This is a genomic window from Curvibacter gracilis ATCC BAA-807 (assembly GCF_000518645.1).
GTDB lineage: Bacteria > Pseudomonadota > Gammaproteobacteria > Burkholderiales > Burkholderiaceae_C > Curvibacter > Curvibacter gracilis.
In genome coordinates this window covers 1-19,142 of the sequence record NZ_JADZ01000040.1, presented here as the reverse complement: position 1 = coordinate 19,142, position 19,142 = coordinate 1, and the positions used below count along the sequence as shown (strand labels likewise).

14 protein-coding genes and 2 pseudogenes are annotated in these 19,142 nt (G+C 61.5%); 9 read left to right on the top strand and 7 right to left on the bottom strand.

The features are described 5' to 3' along the window. Positions 1-7 precede the first annotated feature (7 nt). Positions 8-1,300, bottom strand: coding sequence for a response regulator c-di-GMP phosphodiesterase, NosR family (nosR, locus tag L880_RS33280; RefSeq protein WP_043330362.1), 1,293 nt, complete (start codon positions 1,298-1,300; stop codon positions 8-10). A gap of 298 nt (positions 1,301-1,598) precedes the next feature. On the opposite strand from nosR, the gene L880_RS33275 reads away from it, so the two are divergent. The 5 genes from L880_RS33275 (at position 1,599) to L880_RS36505 (ending at position 8,171) form a co-directional block, all read left to right on the top strand. Continuing rightward, positions 1,599-2,612, top strand: a complete 1,014-nt coding sequence (locus L880_RS33275; RefSeq protein ID WP_043330372.1) for a diguanylate cyclase — start codon at positions 1,599-1,601, stop codon at positions 2,610-2,612. Between the two features lie 506 nt (positions 2,613-3,118). Next, positions 3,119-4,966 (top strand): PAS domain S-box protein, encoded by a 1,848-nt coding sequence (locus L880_RS34525; protein WP_084461577.1) that lies wholly within the window; start codon positions 3,119-3,121, stop codon positions 4,964-4,966. Continuing rightward, complete coding sequence (locus tag L880_RS0123220) at positions 4,963-7,365, top strand: two-component system response regulator (RefSeq protein WP_027477701.1); 2,403 nt, start codon at positions 4,963-4,965, stop codon at positions 7,363-7,365. Before L880_RS34525 ends, L880_RS0123220 begins: the two co-directional genes overlap by 4 nt. A gap of 102 nt (positions 7,366-7,467) precedes the next feature. Continuing rightward, entirely contained in the window at positions 7,468-7,923 is a 456-nt protein-coding gene (locus L880_RS0123215) for a hypothetical protein (RefSeq protein ID WP_027477700.1), read from the top strand. Between the two features lie 59 nt (positions 7,924-7,982). Further along, on the top strand, positions 7,983-8,171 hold the full coding sequence (locus L880_RS36505) for a hypothetical protein (RefSeq protein ID WP_027477699.1): 189 nt from the start codon (positions 7,983-7,985) through the stop codon (positions 8,169-8,171). Between the two features lie 98 nt (positions 8,172-8,269). On the opposite strand, the gene L880_RS0123205 is transcribed toward L880_RS36505, so the two are convergent. The 5 genes from L880_RS0123205 to L880_RS0123185 are packed head-to-tail and all read right to left on the bottom strand — an operon-like array spanning position 8,270 to position 12,544. After that, a complete protein-coding gene (locus L880_RS0123205) occupies positions 8,270-8,842 on the bottom strand; it encodes a TIGR00725 family protein (protein ID WP_027477698.1) in 573 nt (190 codons plus the stop codon). Continuing rightward, positions 8,793-9,614: an ABC transporter permease gene (locus tag L880_RS0123200; protein WP_027477697.1), complete on the bottom strand. Its 822-nt coding sequence runs from the start codon at positions 9,612-9,614 to the stop codon at positions 8,793-8,795. Before L880_RS0123200 ends, L880_RS0123205 begins: the two co-directional genes overlap by 50 nt. Before the next feature lie 14 nt (positions 9,615-9,628). Next, positions 9,629-10,711: an extracellular solute-binding protein gene (locus tag L880_RS0123195; RefSeq protein ID WP_027477696.1), complete on the bottom strand. Its 1,083-nt coding sequence runs from the start codon at positions 10,709-10,711 to the stop codon at positions 9,629-9,631. 40 nt (positions 10,712-10,751) lie between these two features. Then, the gene (locus L880_RS0123190; RefSeq protein ID WP_027477695.1) at positions 10,752-11,780 is read right to left on the bottom strand and encodes an ABC transporter ATP-binding protein; all 1,029 of its coding nucleotides are present in this window, start codon (positions 11,778-11,780) and stop codon (positions 10,752-10,754) included. Next, positions 11,777-12,544 (bottom strand): ABC transporter permease, encoded by a 768-nt coding sequence (locus tag L880_RS0123185; RefSeq protein ID WP_027477694.1) that lies wholly within the window; start codon positions 12,542-12,544, stop codon positions 11,777-11,779. The genes L880_RS0123190 and L880_RS0123185 overlap by 4 nt, the downstream gene beginning before the upstream one ends. A gap of 181 nt (positions 12,545-12,725) precedes the next feature. Here L880_RS0123185 and L880_RS0123180 point away from each other — a divergent pair, with 181 nt between their 5' ends. From L880_RS0123180 to L880_RS0123170, 3 genes are all read left to right on the top strand, one after another. After that, a complete protein-coding gene (locus tag L880_RS0123180; protein WP_027477693.1) occupies positions 12,726-13,634 on the top strand; it encodes a LysR substrate-binding domain-containing protein in 909 nt (302 codons plus the stop codon). Between the two features lie 71 nt (positions 13,635-13,705). Further along, positions 13,706-14,191, top strand: coding sequence for a glutathione S-transferase C-terminal domain-containing protein (locus L880_RS33265; RefSeq protein WP_051443537.1), 486 nt, complete (start codon positions 13,706-13,708; stop codon positions 14,189-14,191). 330 nt (positions 14,192-14,521) lie between these two features. Next, on the top strand, positions 14,522-16,939 hold the full coding sequence (locus L880_RS0123170; RefSeq protein WP_027477692.1) for a DNA polymerase II: 2,418 nt from the start codon (positions 14,522-14,524) through the stop codon (positions 16,937-16,939). Between the two features lie 172 nt (positions 16,940-17,111). On the opposite strand, the pseudogene L880_RS35180 reads toward L880_RS0123170, so the two are convergent. Continuing rightward, positions 17,112-18,818 (bottom strand): annotated as a pseudogene (locus L880_RS35180) (DUF3320 domain-containing protein); the annotation flags it as partial. A 40-nt stretch (positions 18,819-18,858) separates the two neighbouring features. Between L880_RS35180 and L880_RS33260 the strand changes: the two are divergent. Further along, positions 18,859-19,142 (top strand): annotated as a pseudogene (locus L880_RS33260) (transposase); the annotation flags it as partial.

Here is a 19,142-nt window from a genome sequence, read left to right as displayed (position 1 = left end):
CTTGCCTTCAATCGTGCGTGACATACAAGTTGTAGAGGCTGTTATCCCTCGTCTCCCGCAGTTTCAGACGCCGGATCAAGTCAGCCTGGATCACATGGCCGGTAGACAGCAACACCAGACCCTCTGGAGAAACCAGGTCCCTGGCCAGTCTCATACCTGCTCTCAGTTCCTCTGTCCGCACCAGGCGTGGGGGCTTTTCTGGCACAGGTCGGGCTGCCAGCCGCATCTGCAGGAATACGTCGACGACCTCGGGATCGAACTGGCTTCCCCGCCCTCGAGCGATCACAGAACAGGTATCGGCTTCGCTGAGCTTGGCACTGGTGATGCGTCCATGACAGAGGTCGTCATATGTGTCAGTCACAGCAAGAATGCGCGCGCCCAACGGGATCATCGCTCCCACCAACCGATCGGGAAAGCCGGCGCCGTCATGACGTTCATGGTGCGAGCGGATGATGGCGGCCACCATTTGTTGGTCATCCTGTGACAGCAGGATCTGTTCGCCGAAGGCCGGGTGCTTCTCGTAGCGCTGGAGGTCCTCCCCCTGCAAAAGGGATACGGGCTTCTCGATCACCTTGTCGGGCAAGGAGATCAGGCCGATGTCGTGGATCAGGCCGGCAATGAAGACGTCCTGAATCTCTTGCTCAGAACAAGCCATGGCCTGTGCGAGCTTGCGTGCCATGTCAGCCACCCGGCGTGAATGCCCCGCCAACAAACCCTCTCTCCACTCCAGCAATGTGGAGAACGTCTTGATCGTGTTGACGTGACTTTTTCGGATCTGTCGGGCCATGCGCTCAACTTCCTCGGTGCGGGCGGCCACACGCTCCTCTAGAGATCCATTTAACTCATTTAACTCTGCGTTCTTGACTACCAGGGCTGCCTGCAGCCGGTGGTTTTCATGTTCGATGCGGCGCCGCTCGAGGGCCTGGTCCAGCACGCCCAGCACTTCGAGATCATTCCAGGGCTTGGAAACGTAGCGGTAGATTTCCCCCTTGTTGATGGCCTCGATGGTGGAGCTCACGTCGGAGTAGCCAGTCAGCATGACACGGATGACAGAGGGCCATCTTTCCCGCGCGATGCCGAGGAACTCTGCGCCCTGCATGCCCGGCATGCGCATATCAGAAATGATCAGATCGACTTTCTCGGTGCCCAGTAGCGCGATGCCCTCCTCGGCGCTGTTCGCACCGAGGAACCGGTAGCCATGGGGCTTCAGCAGCCGACGCAGAGAACTGAGGATATGAGGCTCGTCGTCAACGCACAGAATCGTCCAGGCTTCGCCGGGCACGTGGTTCGGAACAGTCATCGCTGCGCATCCTTTGCCTGGGTAGGTTGGCGGCTCTTCTCTCGGCCATCGTAGCGCGAATGGCATGGGTGGCAGAGCTCAATCTGAGGCCAGTCTAAATTTGCAGCGCCTTGTCGATATCGAGGGGTTCCCCTTGCTGCGTTGTCGCCCATTCTGTGATGACATTGGAGTACCGCCTCTTGGGGAGTTGGATTGGCTTTTGAGCTGGTATCAGGTCGCATCCAGCGCTGCTGTCGAGGCATGGCCATGGAGCGTCAATACGTTCCACGCCGATTTCATGCCGTCGAGGAGGGCCTTCATGGCTAAGAAGCACAGGCATTCGCAGCAACTCGCCGATTCAGCGAGAGCCTTTTCTGTCAAGCTCATGCAGTTCCTGGTGGTCCCGACGTTCGTTCTGGACCCTCATGGTCGAGTGCTGATCTGGAACCGCGCCTGTGAGTCCTTGACCGGCCTGGACGCCAAAGAGGTGGTTGGGACAAAAAACCATTGGCGAGGCTTCTACGAAACCCCAAGGGCCTGTCTGGCGGACCTGATCGTCGAAGGGCGTATCCACGAGCTGGACGCTTTGTACGTGACCCACGGCGACCCAGAAATCATGAGCACGTTCGGCGTTCACGCCGAAAACTGGTGCCACATGCCGAGGCGGGGCATCGACCTCTATCTCGCGATCGATGCGGGACCCATCTACGATGACAATGGGGCGCTGCTGGCAGTGGTCGAAACCCTGCGGGACATCTCGGTCCAGAAGCACAGCCAGACTGCCCTGGAGCGCCTGGCCTCAGTTGATGGGTTGACGGGTGTGCTGAACCGCCGTGGCTTCGACGATCAACTGACACTGGAGTGGAACCGAGCCCTGCGCGCCGGCCTGCCAATCACGTTGCTGATGATCGACGTTGATAACTTCAAGAGCTTCAACGATCACTACGGCCACCAATTGGGCGACGAATGCCTTCGCACGGTCGGTCGGGTTCTAGGGGAGTCTGTACTGCGCCCGAACGACATTGTGGCCCGCTATGGTGGCGAAGAGTTCGCCTTCATCTTGCCTGGCGCAGACAGCGCCGGCGCAGCGGTTGTCGCCTCGCGAATTCGGGATCACATGGCGGCCGCTGCCATCGCTCACCAGCCTGATGGTATAGACGGCCATGTCACGGTCAGCGTGGGCGGCGCAACACTGATACCGCTGGCCGATGCCCTGCCAGCGGACTTGATTCGTCATGCCGACGCTGCCCTGTATGCAGCGAAATCCAACGGTCGCAATCGCTTCGTTTCTTGGCAGAACGGTGATCACTCGCCGTCGCACGCCTTGAGCTGATTCTGGTTTCAGGTGAAACCGAATCTCAAATGGCGGGGTCGGTAAAAACGCCCATGAAGCATCGACCGCATCCACGCGACACCGCAAAAAAAAAGCAACGACTCTAGCTGGCGAAGTGCCGAATAATGCTTTACGGGAAATTGGCAGACAGCTTCTGCGATCGGCCCGTGCCTGATTCGCCGTCTCCTCGCCGAGACTATTTTCGGCCGAAACACGGGCTTGTTGAGGCTGAGGCGATGGCCCGAATTGCAAGACATTCGAGTGTCGCGAAAACGCCATGTCGTTCAAACATATCCAGCATGCCCTTGCTGGACAGGGTTGACCAATGAACGGTATCCTGAATTCCACAACACATCAGCACCTTACCCAGAGCAATGGTTTTGCTGAGTGTCTATCACTGAATTTCGCCGCCCCTTCAGGGCTGGCCAGAAAAACAATAAATGAGCGCGGCGTGTTGTCGATCGACATGCCATGACGTCAACTGATCAACCCTTGAGGGAGGGTGTATGCCAGGTCTCGCGGGGCTCAGTCCGTCATGCCCACATCTGTTGAATGCCACGCTGAATGTCGTGCCACATGGCATGGCCATTCTGGATTCGGATTTCCGTTATCTGGCCATCAATACATGCCTGGCGCAATCGAATGGCCTGTCGGTCTCGGCCCACCTGGGCCGGACGGTACGCGAGGTACTTCCTGGCGCAGCTGATCGAATCGAGGAGCTGTTGCAGCACGTGCTCAGCACGGGATTGCCGGTGATCGATGAAGTCGTCATGGACCCCGCCATCGATACCGCCCCGGGCACCCAGCCTGAGCCGGCCCGCTGCTGGCGGGCCAGCTACCACCCCTACCGCGACGAAGCAGGCAGGTTGCGGGGGATTCTTGCATTGGTGCAAGACGTGACCCTGCAGCGCCAGGCCGAATTGCAAAGTGAAACCCATGAGAGGCGCCTGCAGCGGCTGCTCAATACCTTGTTTGCCTTTGTAGGGGTACTGCTGCCTGATGGCACGCTGATAGAAACCAACCAAGCGCCGCTGGACGCAGCGGGCATCGGCATGGACGCCGTGCTCGGGCGCAAGTTCTGGGACTGCCACTGGTGGAGCTACGACCCCAATGTTCAACAGCAACTGAGAGAATCGGTCGGCCGGGCCGCCAAGGGCGAGGTGGTGCGCTTTGATGTGGTGATGCGCTCCCGTGAAGATGGGCGAATCACCACCGACCTCATGCTCGCGCCTTTGCGAGACAGCGCGGGGCTCATCACCCACCTGATCGCCTCATCAATCGACATCAGCAGTCGTCAGCTGAGCGAACAGGAACTGCGTCAAAGCGAGGAACGGTTCAGACAGGCCGTCGAATCATCACCGGACGGAATGGCGATGGTCGATGTCCATGGGCGCCTGCAAATGGTCAACGGAAAGATGGTCGCCTTGTTCGGCTATTCACGCGAAGAGTTTCTCGGCATGACGATCGAGATGCTGATGCCAGAGCGTTACCGGGAGCGCCATCCCAACCTGCGGCAGACCTTCTTTGCCCAGCCTTCCGCCCGCGAAATGGCCCAGAGGCGTGAACTGTATGCGCGCCGGCGCGACGGCAGCGAATTCCCGGTGGAGATCGGCCTCAACCCGATCACCACCAGCCACTCCCAGCGGGTGCTGGCCACCATCGTCGATGTGACGGCTCGCAAGGCGGCCCAACTGCAGATCGAACGGGCCTTGGGTGAGAAGACTGCCTTGCTGGGCGAAGTTCATCACCGCGTGAAAAACAATTTGCAGGTGGTCTCCAGCCTGCTGAGCCTGCAGGCGCGCCATGCACCGCCGCAAGCCCAGGCCTTGCTGGAAGAGAGCCAGCGCCGAGTCAAGGCCATGGCGCTGATTCACCAGTTGCTGTATGAGCGTCACGACTTCAACGAAATCGACCTGGGGACCTATCTGGAGCGACTGGCCAGCCTGCTGCGCGAATCGATGCTCCGCGGCAGGCCCCATGTGCAATTGCAGGTACATCACCAACACAAGGTGGCGCTCGACTTGCAACGTGCTGTGCCTTGCGGCCTGTTGGTGACAGAACTGGTGACCAATGCGCTCAAGCACGCTTTCCCTGACCAGCGAAGTGGCGAGGTTCAAATCATTCTTGACCGAGATGCACAAGGCCGGGGCCGCATTGTGGTCAGTGACAACGGGGTTGGCATGCCGGCAGGACCTGCGCTGGGCCAGGCCCGATCCCTGGGCTTTCAGTTGATCCCGCTGCTGGTGGACCAGTTGCAGGGGCAGTTGCAGATGAGCAGCCAACAGGGAACCCGCTTCGATGTGGTACTGCACCCGTCAGACGAATCCACCCAGGAATACCGGGACATGCCATGAAGAACATCCGTATCCAGATCGTCGAAGACGAGCGCATCGTCGCACTCGACCTGAAGCAAGCCCTGGAGGCTCTGGGGTGCGAGATCACCGGCATCGTGGCCACCGGCCCGGCGGCCATCGAGTTGGCCCGGCAAAGCCCCCCAGATCTGATTCTGATGGACATCCACCTGGAAGGGCCGATGGATGGCACCGAGGCAGCACGCATGATCCGGGCGGCGGCTTCGGTGCCCATCGTCTTCCTGACGGCCTACGCCGAAGACGACAACCTGCGCCGCGCGGCTGCGAGTGCCCCCTACGGGTATCTGGTCAAGCCCTATGAGATGCGTGAATTGCGCGCCACGTTGCAGATGGCCCTGAGTCGACGCACTGCCGAGCTGGACATCGAGAGCGCCGAAGAGCGACTCAGGCTGGCGGTCGACGCCGCAGAGTTGGGTGTCTGGGAGTGGGATACCGACAGCGGCCACCTGAAGGTCGGCGGCCATTTCTCTCGCATCGTCGGCGGCGCCCCCACCACCTTTCTGGAGGGGGAGAGCGCCTTGCTCAATCAGGTGCATGGGGACGATCGCGCCTTGCTGGTCGAGGCCTTGCAACAACCCGGCATGGCCTGCGCCACAGTGCGTCTGCAGCGCGATGCCGGCATGCATCTCTGGGCCGAGATCCATGCGAAACGCCACGGTGAACACCGAGTGGTCGGTGTGCTGCGGGACGTGACCGAACGCAAGGAGATGGAGGAAAAACTGCGTCAGGCGAGCGTCGTCTTTCGCACCACGGCCGAGGGCATCGCCATCATGGACAGCCAGCAACGCATCGTGTCGATCAACCCGGCCTTCACCTTGTTGACAGCGATGGAGGCTGAAGAGGTGATCGGACGCACACCGGACGAAGTCTTGCACGCCCGCCGACACAGCCCCGTCTTTTACGAAAGATTGGAGGCCTCGGAGCACGGCTACTGGAACGGAGAAACCGTGTGCCTGAGGCAGTCGGGCGAACGCTTCACCGCCTGGGAACATGTCTGCGCCGTGCGCGACGATCATGGGCAGGTTGTTCAGTATGTGCTGGCCTTCTCTGATCTGAGCGCCATCCGGGACGCTGAATTGCAGCTCAATCACCTGGCCTTTCACGATGCGCTCACAGGGCTCGGAAACCGCAACCTGCTGGCCGAATGCATGGAAAGCGAAATCGAACGCTCACGGCGTTCCGGTATACCGATCGCGTTGATCTTCATCGACCTCGATGGCTTCAAGACGATCAATGACACCTTGGGCCACGCAGTGGGTGACGACCTGCTCAAGCAGGTTGCGCAACGCCTGCGCAGCACGATCCGACGCGCAGACATCGCGTTTCGCCTTGGCGGGGACGAGTTCGTGGTGCTGGCCCCCGACATGCTTCGCGTCGAGGACGGTGCAGGCCTGGCAGACAAGTTGCTGCGGGCGATCCGAGAACCACTCGACCTGAGCAGTCATAAGCGCCTCGTGGTCTCGGCCAGCCTGGGCATCGCGGTCTTTCCCGCCAACGGTGAAGACGTGGATCACCTGATCCGAGCCGCCGACAGCGCCATGTATGACGCCAAGCGACGGGGCCGAAACCGCTACTGTTTCTATGCCCCAGAGATGGCAGAGCGTGTGCATGAACGCATGCGAATCGAGCAAGGCCTGCGCCATGCAATCGAGCACCATGAGCTGATCCTGCACTACCAACCGGTCGTGGCACTGCCTTCACGCAACATCATCGGCGTCGAGGCCCTTGTGCGCTGGCAACACCCGGAGAACGGACTCATATCACCGGCACGGTTCATCTCTGTCGCAGAGGAGTCCGGACTCATCGAGGCGGTCGGACGCTGGGTTCTGCAGGCTGCCTGCGAGCAAGGTGCATCCTGGCATCAGCAAGGGCACACGGAGCTCACTGTGGCCGTCAACGTCTCGGTACGTCAGATGGCTGCAGAGAACTTCATACAAGACGTGTCGGAGGCACTCTCATCCTCCGGATTCGCACCCCAATTTCTCGAACTGGAGATCACAGAAAGCCTTCTTCAGGAACTGGAGCTGAGCAGGCGAGTGTTGTGGCAATTGCGGTCCATGGGGATACGCATCGCGGTGGACGACTTTGGAACCGGATTTTCCTCGCTGTCGTATCTGAAACATCTGCCATTGGATCGCATCAAGATCGACCAATCCTTTGTACGGGATCTACCCGGCAACGCCAACGACATGGCTATCGTGCGCGCCATCATCGGGCTGAGCGAGACATTGGATTTGGAGGTGACTGCCGAAGGCATCGAGACCGAGGCACAACTCACGTTTCTCACCGTTCAGGGGTGCCCCATGGGACAAGGCTATCTGTTCGCTCGTCCAATGCCAGCAGCGGAGCTGAATACACTGCTGGTCGCACCCAGGCCATGAAGCACGGTTCGCAAGGGCTGGCCCTCTCCCCTTTTTTCGTACCGTTTGGTAACAGAGCTGCCGGCACAAGGACGGAACACTGCAGATGAACACCAACAGTTGATGAAAGCGATCATGGGCAAGGATGCAGACCTGGCCTGCAAGATCCTTGAAAGCCATTTTTGGCAAACCGCCCACATCACTCTCGAGGCTGGTTTTTTGGCCAAAGGCACTTTTCCTGCGCCACCGGCGCTCGAAAAGCGACTGGATGATGTCTTCAAGCGTCTGAGCAAGCCCAGCCTTGCAACGGACGCCAAGTCCAACATGGAAGTTCTTGGGAGTCTATTCAGGCCTGACGAATCCAGAATCCGTCGAAAGCGTCGCTTGCATGTCCCATCGCCAAGCGAGCCTCTGGATGCGGCTGAATCTGAAATGAATCGGGGCAAAGTCTGGGGGCGAGCAGGGCTCCCTCACATCGCCTTGCACGGTCTTCGCCGATTTTTCGAGTCCTTAACTGAGTCGCTCGACATCCCGTCAGGGGTGGTCGCACAGACTATGGCTGTCGCGCCTACCTCGTAGCCGTCGTCAACTCGCAGTTCATCAGCAATGTGCTGACCACGATCTAGCTGGACCGCTATGTGCAAGACCTGCCCGCGTTGGCGGCGGGGGTTAGCGTGGGAGGCTTCGACTGCGTGCGGGGCTCACTGACCAACCTCATCGCACTGCGGCTGGCCAAGGTGCCACATGGGCTGCAGGAGTTCCACCGCATCAGCATTCCTTTCCTGATCGTGTGCGCGACTTCGGCGTTGTTGCTGCGGCTTGGTTGATGAGTTTTCTGGATCACAGACTCGCAGAAACAGGCCATCTGACACAACATACCGACGTCCTCATCGAGACGCTGGCTCGCAGCCGGTCCGACGGCTCCTTAACCTAGCAGGCTGTTTAAAACCTCGGCAAGCAGGTCATTGACAGTGAGCGCTTCGGTTGCTCCCGGCAGTTGGATACCCCCATGGATGACGAAAACCGGCTTTCCCCATTTCAGTCCCATGGCCATTTCGGACAGGGTGCCCAGATTGCTGCCGATGGCGACGAGGCAAACGGCGCTGCGCGCGATGATGGCGTTGCGCATCTCGCCCATGCCCGTGGGCACGGCAACACTGAGCCATTCGTTGGCATTGACGTCGTCGTCCTCGGGCAAGATGCCTACGACCATACCTCCAGCCTCCGTGGCGCCGCGCGACGCAGCGGCCATCACACCGCCGCGTCCGCCGCAGATCACCACCATGCCCGCGCCGGCAAGCGCATGGGCCACGGCATAGGCGGCCATGCATTCGGTCTCGCCCGCATCGCCGGGTCCGATCACCGCGACCGGTTGGCGGTGGCGGGTCGGGCTCTTCTGCTTCATGGCCAGGTGTTGCAGCGCCAGCGCGACCGGCGCAGACAGCGACTCAATGACCGGCGCCGGCCGCGCCACGTTCGCGTTTTCGCGTAAAGACATCACCCACTCCCATCACCACCACACATACGACCATCAGCACCAGCGACAAGGCCGCTGCCACCGCAAAATCCGACCCGCCATCGCTCACCTGTGCGAGCAGCATCAGCGGCAGGATGTTGAGCTGCGTACCCACCAGCGCCAACGCCGTGCCGTAGGTCCCCATGGCAATCGCGGCCACCATGCAGGCGTTCGACAGCACCGAGGGCAGCACCTCGGGCAGCACCGTGTCCCAAAATGCCCTGGCGCGCGACGCACCCAATGTGCGTGCCGCCTGCAACGGCCTCAGGTCCAGGTTGGCAAACACCGGGTACAGCGACAGCGCGACACGCGGGATCAGGTAGTAGGCATAGGCGACGCCCAGGCCCGAGACGCTGTAGATCCAACTGCCGATCACAGCCGGATCACCCCCCAGGCCCGCCAGCAAATGCGTGACGAAGCCCGCCCGCCCGAAGGCCAAGATGAAGCCATAGGCGATCACCAGGCCTGAGAAAGCCAGCGGCAGGCCCAGCAGGGTCATCATCCACTGGCGCCTTGATGGGCTCTGGCGTGCAAGCTCGATGGCAATGCAGGTCCCTATCAGGGCCGACACTGCGCCCGCGGCGAGCCCCAGGGCCAGCGTGTTGCGCAGCGCGCCAAGGAACAAGGGATTGCCGAACAGCCGTCCGAAGGCGCTGCCGCCGTCGCCAAAAGCCTCAGGCAGCAGGGCTGCCAGTGGGATTGCAAAAAAGAGCGCCATGAAGGCCCATGCGGGCCAGGCGCCGAAGCGTCGCATGGTGTCAGGCCTGCTCACTTGTTGCCGAGGGCCGCCAGGGCCCAGAGGCGGTCCACCTCGGTCTTGCGTTCCGAGGCCTTGACCACATCGAGCGGACGGATTTGCGGTGCAGCAGGCATCTTCGCGGCCACGTCGGCGGACAACGGCGTGCCCGGCACGGCAGGGCGCACAAAGCCTTGCGCGAAGAGCGACTGACCGGCCTCGCTCATGACGAAGTTGAGCCAAAGCTTGCCGGCATTCGGGTTGGGCCCGTTCTTCACCAGACTGATCGCATAGGGCGCGGCCACGCTGGCCTCCCTGGGAATCACCACCTCGACGGCATCGCCCATGCCGTCAACATGCTTGGCCTTGAGGCCGTCGTTCTCATAGCTGATCCAGACGGGAATCTCGCCCTTGAGGAACTTGGCATAGGGCGTGGTGCCTTCCACGCGCATCACGTTCCCGGCGGCATGCAGCTTGCCCAGGTAATCGGTGCCGGGCTGCACGTTGTCCACGCTTCCGCCGTTGGCGTAGGCCGCAGCAAAGGTCAGCACCTGGCCGATGCCGGTGGAGCGCGGGTCCAGGTAGACCACAGTGTTCCTGAACTCGGGCTTGAGCAGGTCGGCCCAGCCGGTGGGCACGTTCTTCACCAGCTTCCTATTGACCAGGAATGCGATGTTGAGCGTATGGATGGTGAACCAGCGGCCGTCGGCCTCGCGGAACACGGGGGGCAGCTTGTCGAAGTTGACGGGCTTGAAGGGCGCGACCACGTCCTTCTTTGTGGCATCCACGGCCGATGCCGCAAAGTAGTAGGCGGTGTCGGCTTGCGGGCGGCGCTTGGTCTTTTCAAGCGCGACCACGGTGGCGGCCGAACCGATGTCGTTGTAGGTCAGCTCGATCTCGGGATAGCGCTTCTTGAAATCGCGGAACAGCGACTTCCAGTTGGCCCACTCGGGGCCTGTGTCGAATGAGACACAAAGCCCTTCCTTCTGCGCCTCGGCATACAGGGTCTTCTCGCCCGCATAGAGCTCGGGGCCCTCGAAGGCGAAGGCGGTGCGGCCAGCCAGCGTTGCCAGGGGCAATGCGCCGGCGGCCTGGATCAGTTGTCTGCGTTGCATGGTGGCTCCTCGTGTTCAGTTGGAAGGGGAATAAGAAAAATCAGTGGTCGAGCAATCGGATGTGATCGGGCGCGATCGCAATCGCACGGGCTGCCGGAACGGCGGACTCGGCCAGGAATGGCTTGGGCGCCCCAGGAACCTCGAAGTCGTAGCGGGTGAGCGCACCCAGGTAGCGCTGGGCGCCGGGGTGGCCTTGCAGCCGGTTGACGCACGCGGGTGGCGGGTCGGCCTGAACATGCTCTGGCCGCACCATGGCATGCAGCCCGCTACCCACGGCACGAGCGCCCGTGTCGGCGAAGAGCTCGGCAAATCCCAGGTCGATCTTCCCGGGGGCTGACACCCGGGCTGGCAGGATGGTGGACAGGCCGACGAATTCGGCCACCGCAACACTGCTTGGCTGCTGGTAGATCTCACGCGGGGTGGCGATCTGCAACAGCCGGCCGTCTTTCAGCATGGCGACGCGGTCTGCCATGACCAGGGCTTCCTCCTGATCGTGCGTGACCAGCAGCGTGGTCGCGTTGAAGCGCTGCTGGATGGCCCGGATCTCGTCACGCAGGTGCCCGCGCACGCTGGCGTCGAGTGCCGACAGCGGCTCGTCGAGCAGCAGCGCGAGCGGGTCGATGGCCAGTGCCCGCGCCAATGCCACGCGCTGCTGCTGGCCGCCCGAGAGCTGGCCAATGTCCCGCTTCGCGTAACTCGCCAGGCCCACGATGCCAAGGAGTTCCTGCGCACGTCGGTGGCGCTCGGCCACGGGCACCTTGCGCAGCTTGAGGCCGTAGGCCACGTTGTCGATCACGCTGAGGTGCGGGAACAGCGCATAGCTCTGGAACACCATGCCCATGCGGCGCTGGTGCACGGGCGTGCTGGACATGTCCTGCCCGCCGAAGACGATGCGCCCTGTGTGACCTGTCTCCAGCCCGGACACCAGCTTGAGCAGCGTGGATTTGCCCGAGCCACTGGGCCCGATCACCGCCACCAACTCGCCAGCGCACACATTCAGGGACAGTTCGTGCAGCCCCTGCTTGCTGCCCGGGTAGTGGTAGCTGACGTTGTCGAGGGCAAGGTTCATGGGCGGGCTTTGATGAGGGAAGAAGACAACAGGGCTGATGCACCTGCCAGGATCAGCAGGATCACCGTGGCGGCGCAGGCAAAGCCCGTGGCCCCGTAGAAGGCCTGCAGCAGCAACACCGGGTAGGTGCGGTTCTGGAAGCTGGTGAGCAGATTTGACACACCGAACTCGCCCACGGAGATGGCTGCCACCATGACCAGGCCACTGAGCAGGCTTTGGTTCAGGCTGGGCAGTACGATGCCGGCAAACTGCTGCCAGCCCGAGGCGCCCAGCGTTGCCGCGGCCTGTTCGAGACGCCCCAGGTCCAGGTGGCGCAGGTCGGCCAGCAGCGTGTTGGTGAGGTAGGGCAGCGTGAGAGTGACGTGCGCTGCAATGAGCAGCGGCATGGTGCCGAGCCAGGGTGCGAGATCCGTGTTGAACACCACCATGTAGCCGAAGGCAAGGGTGATGGCCGGCACGGCCACGGGCATGGCGCTGACGATGCGCGCGGCCAGGGCGCCGCCGCGGCGTGCACCGTGGTAAAGCGAATAGGCCAGTGGCAACGCCAGCACGGTGTTGATGGCGCAGGCCGCCAGGGCCACCACCAGGCTGTTCCAGAATGCCTTGCGGAACGAGGTGTCCTGCCAGACGTCCAGGTACCACTGGCCAGTGACCCCGGTGGGCAGCAGCGTGTTGGTCCAGTTGCCGCCCAGACTGCCGATCATCAGCAGCACGATGGGCAGCAACAGATACACGCCATAGATGAGGGAGATACCGCGGATCACGTTGTGGTTTCCAATGTCCAAATTGCCGGCATACTTTCCGGATACGCTACTGTTGGCCACATGGCGTCTTGTTGCGAGATCCAAATTCTAGGTAGGGAACCCTTTCTTATGGGTGAAACCTGGATGACAACATTTGAGTGTTTGGAAAGTGTTTTTCACAAAGCCTTCATGAAATCCGGATATGAAACGTGACTGTCCCACCATCCAGGAGCTTCTGGCCTTTGACGCCGTCGCGCGCCACGAAAGCATCACCCTGGCCTCGGGTGCGCTGTGCATCACCGCCAGCGCGGTCAGCAAGCAGGTGGCTGGGCTGGAGGCGTTTCTGGGTCGCCAGTTGCTACAAAAAAGCGGTCGCGGGGTAGAGCTCACCCCGCAGGGTCGTGTGTATTGGCAGAAGATCTCTGGCGGGCTGCGTGCGATCGAGGCGGCCACGTTCGAGGCCCGCTCTGGCGATGCCGGCACGGGCCTACTGACGCTGGCCAGCGTGCCCACCTTCCTCACCAAATGGCTGATCCCGCGCCTGCCGGCATTCAGCCAGAAGAGCCGTCACGTCATGCTCAGCTTCAGCCGTCACCTGGAGCCCAGCGACGGCATACCGGCGGGCGTAGATGCTGCGATCCGATACGGTCCGGATGGGTGGCCAGGTGTCGTTTCGGAATACATCGCCGGTCGCGAGTTCGTGCTGATCGTCGCACGCAGCGTGGTAGAGGGACGCCACCGCATTACCCGACCGACAGATATCCTGGGGCACACCTTGCTGCATCACGAGGGCGCCTCCACCGCCTGGCGCCAGTGGGCCGCACAGCACGGCGTGCCTGAGGTGCAGACCCTTGCCGGCCCGCGCTTTGCCCAGTACTCAGCCCTCATCCAGGCGGCGCTCAACGGCCTGGGCATCGGCCTGGTGCCATCCCTTCTGGTACAGAAGGAGATTGCCGAGGGCTCCCTCCTCAGCCCATGTGGCAGCGCGGTCTATGTGAACCAAGGGCACTATCTGTGCTACAGAACAGATCGACTGGACCTGCCGGCCTTCTTGACGTTTCGCGAATGGTTGCTACAGGAAGGTGCCCTGTCACGGGGGGATGAAACGTAGTTGGGCCTCTGTACGGGTCATACGAATGCCCCTCATAGTTCTGGACGGCGAACTACGAACCGACTTTCGTGATGGCGGTGATCTGCAAGTACCTGGACGAGACCACGCCTGCGCGTCTGCACCCGGCCGACGCACTGAAACGGGCGCGGCACCGAGCCTGGATCGAGTTTGGGTCGGCACTGCTCAACCTGATCGGCGCCTTCTACACGGCGGCCGACGAGCAGGCCCTGGGCGCGCGGGCGGCAGAAATCCGCAGCCGCTTCGCGCAGATCGAGGCCGCCCTGGGCGATGGCCCTTTTTTCGCAGGTGATCGCTTCAGCATCGTCGACGCCGTGTTCGGGCCGGTGTTCCGGTACTTTGATGTCTTCGATGGGATCGGAGACTTCGGCCTCTGGGGCGACCTGACGAAAGTTCAGCGCTGGCGCCACCACCTGGCCGCCAGGCCATCAGTGGCCGGTGCGGTGAGCCCGGACTACCCGCAGCGCTTGCGCCGGTTCTTGCTGGCCCGGCAATCGGCGCTCTCACGGCGCATGGCATCGGTTGGCGCGGCGGCCTGAAGCATCAGCGCCATCCGCCGCAAGCGATGTGCGCAGACAATGCACCCCACGGAATCCGCGCAGGCTGCACTTGACCGGGTGGCGGTGCAGCGCCAGCTCAGAACCAGGCCCAGATGCGTCGCAGCAACGCAGGAACCGGTCGGGCGGGGCGGGCAGGTCGGAACACGTAACGGCAGGTTTGGTTCATGACTTTGGAGGTGTGAGTTTTCACAGTACTGTACAAAATATCAGTATCATGGACAAGGGCCCCCAGCCCTGCCCCTCAACAAGTTCTCCCAGTTCACCCACACCGTCAGAATTGGCACGCGCCAGCGCCCTCCGCTCTACCTGATGTCCTCAGCCCTCGCCCCCACCGAACTCCCGGGCTTCATCCTCACCCGCCACTGGCGCGATCTCGCCGAGGGCACCGAGATCGAGTACTGGGTCGCCACCGACGAGGGGCCGATCAAGGTCTTTCTGGCCCAGCAGACCTCGGTCGCCTTTGTGCCGGCCCGCCATCGGGCTGCGGTGCAGGCCCAGCTGGCGAATCTGCAGGGCTTGCAGGGCCTGGAGCTGAAAGAGCTTGGTTTGAAGACCTTCGAGCAAGAGCCCGTGCTCGGCGTCTATGCCCGCAGGTTCCGCGATCTCGGCAAGCTGGCGAGCGCCCTCCAGCCGCTGCAGATTCCGCTGTACGAGGCGGATGTGCGCCCGCACGACCGATACCTGATGGAGCGCTTCATCACCGCTGGTGTGCTGGTCGAAGGGGGGCTTCGCGAGGGGGCGACCCTCCTCAACGGCAGGTTGAAGCCTGCGCCCGATTGGCGCCCGGCGTTGAAGGTGGTGTCGCTGGACATCGAGACCAGCGCCACCGAAGAGCTGTACTCGATCGCACTCGACAGTGCGGGTCACAGTGCAGGTGTTAATGCGGGCGACAGGGTGGTGTTCATGCTGGGCGAGGCGCCAGCCCCGGCAACGCCAACGAAGGGTTTCAGGCTGGTCTACTGCCCCACTCGCCAGGACATGATCGAGCAGCTCAATGCCTGGTTTGCGGCCCACGACCCCGACGTCATCATCGGCTGGAACGTGATCCAGTTCGATCTGCGCGTGCTGCAGAAGGCCGCAGATGCCAACGCCGTGCCGCTGCTGCTGGGGCGCGAGCGCCGGCCCATCGCGTGGCGCACCCACCCGGGGCGCCAGGGCTACCTGTTTGCGCCCATGCCTGGGCGCGTGGTGGTCGATGGCATTGAAGCGCTGCGGGCGGGCATGTGGAGCTTTCCGTCGTTCAGCCTCGAAGCGGTCTCGCAGCAACTGCTGGGCGAGGGCAAGGAGATCGGCGACGCCTACGACAAGATGGCCGAGATCGAGCGACGCTACCAGCACGACAAGCCAGCGCTGGCCAGCTACAACATCCGCGACTGCGCGCTGGTGCTGCGCATCTTCGACAAACTGGAGCTGCTGCCCTTTGTGCTGGAGCGGGCGCAGACGACGGGTTTGCAGATCGACCATTTTGGGGGCTCCATCGCCGCCTTCAGCCACCACTACCTGCCGCGCATGCACCGCCTGGGCTACGTGGCCCCGAACGTGGGCGACATCGCGGCCAAGGCCTTCCCTGGCGGCTATGTGATGGACTCGACGCCGGGCTTCTACGACTCGGTCGTGGTGCTGGACTACAAGAGCTTGTACCCCTCCATCATCCGGACCTTTCTGGTGGACCCTGTGGGCCTGGCCGAGGGCACCAACGCGGAGACCGATACCGGGCTGGTGCAAGGGCCGCAAGGCACGCTGTTCTCGCGCGAGAAGCACTGCCTGCCCGGCATCGTGACCACCCTGTCGAACGCCCGGGACGAGGCCAAACGGGCCCGCAACCAGCCGCTGTCGCAGGCCCTGAAGCTGCTCATGAACTCGTTTGCCGGCGTGCTGGGCGCGTCAGAGTGCCGCTTTTTCAACCCCAAGCTGGTGTCGGCCGTGACCCTGCGCGGCCACGAGATGATGAAGCTCACCCGGGCATTTGTGGAGCAGCGCGGCTACCAGGTCATCTACGGCGACACCGACTCGATCTTCATCTGGCTCAAACGCCCCTACCCCAACGCCGAGGCGCACGCCCTGGCAGCCAGCCTGGTGCAGCAGATCAACGCCTGGTGGACCGACAAGCTGCGCGACGAGCAGCAACTGGAGAACTTTCTCGAAATCGAGTTCGACACCCACTACGCCAAGTTCTTCATGCCCACCATCCGAGGATCAGACGTCGGCAGCAAAAAGCGCTACGCCGGCTTGAGCGTCGATGAAGCCGGGCGCGAAGAGATGGTCTACCGCGGCCTGGAGATGGCCCGCAGCGACTGGACCCCGCTGGCACGCCAGTTCCAAGAGGGCCTGCTGACGCGCATCTTCCATGACCAGCCCTACCGGGCCTTCGTGGCCGACTATGCGCGCTCGATGCTGGAGGGCCAGATGGACGCCCTGCTCGTCTACCGCAAACGCCTGCGCCACCGGCTGGACGCCTACCAGGTCAACGTCCCTCCGCAGGTGCGCGCCGCACGCCTCGCCGACGCCCACAACGCCCGGCTGAACCGCCCCCAGCAGTACCAGCGCGGTGGCTGGATCCAGTACGTGATGACCCAAAACGGCCCCGAGCCCCTGGAGGCCCTGCATTCGCGCATTGACTATGAGCACTACCTGGTCAAGCAGCTGCAGCCTATTGCCGATGCGATTCTGCAGCCTTTGGGGGAGAGCTTTGTGGGGTTGACGAGTGCGCAGAAGGTGCTGTTTTAGGGGCTGCGGGGGGTAGCGGTCTAGCGCAATAGACAATTGAGCTGGATGAGCTGCGATGGTCCCCCCCAAAGCTGGCCATTGATACCGATAGCGTTTACCGCTTGATTTAAAGTGCTTCTCGAGCGCATCTATTCAGACCGAACACCGTTCCCATAAACGCGGGGAACAGGTATCAGGCAGCTCGTTGTTTCAACTGCAGAACCCGCTCAAGCCTGGAACGACTTGCCTCTCTAAGCCGTTGCATCCCAAGCTCTCTAGCCATGGCAACAAGTGCATCTTGCTCAGGCAGATTTCGCAGCAATATCTGGCGAGCAAGTGATAAAAGCTCAGCCTCACAGATCTCGTCTACGTCGCGATTGGTTTCGTCGTCAGATGGTCGCCTGAAAGGTATCTCATCACATGGATCGACCTCACGAGGCCAATAGAAGACTCCACCGCTTTCTTCTGTCGATTTGAAGATTTGCCGGGCAATATTATCAATGCGTGCCTGAATCCGGCTACCTGTCCTTTGAAATTCATGGGCTCGTGCGATACGCCTAGCCAGCACAGCACCCTGGACAGGACCCTCATGGGAGACAACCCAGTCGACCATCGCATGCAGGATCGAGTCGTAGGTATGTTCATAGAAATTGTCGACAGAAATTGCGTCAGCCGACACAGCTTCAATAGGATTGCTAGCCTTCCAGCGATTATCGAGTAGTGGCATCACCTTAACGTGCAACTCGTTCGACAATGGTGATTCTTCACGAGCGTAAACGCCCTCGCCTGACGAGGAAACTGCCAAAATTTCGGCACTTTCATCAGCTTGATTGACTGTATCCACAAGACTAGAAGCGGGGTCAACGCCAGAAAAATCCTTACTGGCAGTATCTGAATCCTCTTCACCAGGAACTGCTTTTTCAGAAGCGGCTTGAGCCCTTTCTTCCTCTGCCCGACGTACACGGTCCTTTTCTAGTAGCTCGTTAAGTGCGTGATTGACTCGGTCAAGAGTGCCCCCCGGATTTACCCACCAATCGGTCGACCAGATGCGCACGATCTCCCAACCAAGCCCCCTGAGGACCTGCTCGCGCAACTTGTCTCTATCCCGAGCCGTGGCCGAGCGATGGTAGGTCGCCCCGTCACATTCAACACCGGCCAAATAACGACCGGGAAAGTCTGGATGAACAACCCCTAAATCAATACGGAATGACGATGCGCCAATCTGAGTGTGGACCTGCCAACCTTTTCGCCCCAGAGCAGTCGCAACACTAGATTCAAATGGGCTATCAAAATCGCCCAGACTCCCACGGTGAGCCTCAGCCAATGCACGGGTACCGTACTCGGCAAACTCTAGGAAATGCTTCAGGTCACGCACACCGATTGCTTTGGTGCGGGACAAGTCCATTTGTTCCCCCCGCAAGCTCGAAAAAACCCTCAGCTCATGCCGCGCTCTCGTCACCGCCACGTTAAGACGCCGCTCACCTCCATCTCGGTTCAACGGTCCGAAATTCATAGAGACAGCCCCGCCCGGATCTGGCCCGTAGGTGATCGAGAAATACATGATGTCACGCTCATCACCCTGGACACTCTCGAGGTTCTTCACGAACAGTGGCTCAAGTTCCATTTCTGAGAAATGAGGCTCAAGGCTTGGATCCTTGCGGCGCTCGGCGTCAAGCAGATCCTCAATCAAGCCTTGCTGCTCTGAATTGAAGGTCACCACACCAATCGTCAAACCCGACTCCCTGAAACCGGGCTGTTTGAGTCGGCCAACCAAATCAGCTACCAGAGCCTGGGCTTCCGGTTGGTTGATACGGGCGCCTCCCTTCTCGTAGCGCCCCTTCACAAGATGAAAGCTCACAGCGCGATCATCGGTGACCGGAGAGGGAAATGTGAATCGCCCCGGATTTTGAGGAGGCTCAACACTCTGAGAGGATTGAGCCATGAGCAAGTCGAACAAGTTCTCACCCGAGGTGCGTGAGCGCGCGGTGAGGATGGTGCAGGAGCACCGTGGGGAGTACCCGTCGCTGTGGGCGGCTATCGAGTCCATCGCGCCGAAGATTGGATGTGTGCCGCAGACCTTGAACGAGTGGGGTCAAGCGTGCCGAGGTCGATGCTGGCGTGCGTGAAGGCGTCACGACCGGCGAGGCCCAGCGGATGAAGGAACTGGAGCGCGAGGTCAAGGAACTGCGCCGGGCCAACGAGATATTGAAGCTGGCCAGCGCGT

Coding starts and splice junctions, on each gene's coding strand:
- L880_RS34525 (WP_084461577.1), top strand. CDS start 3,119: ATGCCAGGTCTCGCGGGGCTCAGTCCGTCATGCCCACATCTGTTGAAT.
- L880_RS0123220 (WP_027477701.1), top strand. CDS start 4,963: ATGAAGAACATCCGTATCCAGATCGTCGAAGACGAGCGCATCGTCGCA.
- L880_RS0123215 (WP_027477700.1), top strand. CDS start 7,468: ATGAAAGCGATCATGGGCAAGGATGCAGACCTGGCCTGCAAGATCCTT.
- L880_RS0123205 (WP_027477698.1), bottom strand. CDS start 8,842: ATGTCTTTACGCGAAAACGCGAACGTGGCGCGGCCGGCGCCGGTCATT.
- L880_RS0123200 (WP_027477697.1), bottom strand. CDS start 9,614: ATGCGACGCTTCGGCGCCTGGCCCGCATGGGCCTTCATGGCGCTCTTT.
- L880_RS33265 (WP_051443537.1), top strand. CDS start 13,706: ATGGCGGTGATCTGCAAGTACCTGGACGAGACCACGCCTGCGCGTCTG.
- L880_RS0123180 (WP_027477693.1), top strand. CDS start 12,726: ATGAAACGTGACTGTCCCACCATCCAGGAGCTTCTGGCCTTTGACGCC.
- nosR (WP_043330362.1), bottom strand. CDS start 1,300: ATGACTGTTCCGAACCACGTGCCCGGCGAAGCCTGGACGATTCTGTGC.
- L880_RS0123195 (WP_027477696.1), bottom strand. CDS start 10,711: ATGCAACGCAGACAACTGATCCAGGCCGCCGGCGCATTGCCCCTGGCA.
- L880_RS0123190 (WP_027477695.1), bottom strand. CDS start 11,780: ATGAACCTTGCCCTCGACAACGTCAGCTACCACTACCCGGGCAGCAAG.
- L880_RS33275 (WP_043330372.1), top strand. CDS start 1,599: ATGGCTAAGAAGCACAGGCATTCGCAGCAACTCGCCGATTCAGCGAGA.
- L880_RS0123170 (WP_027477692.1), top strand. CDS start 14,522: ATGTCCTCAGCCCTCGCCCCCACCGAACTCCCGGGCTTCATCCTCACC.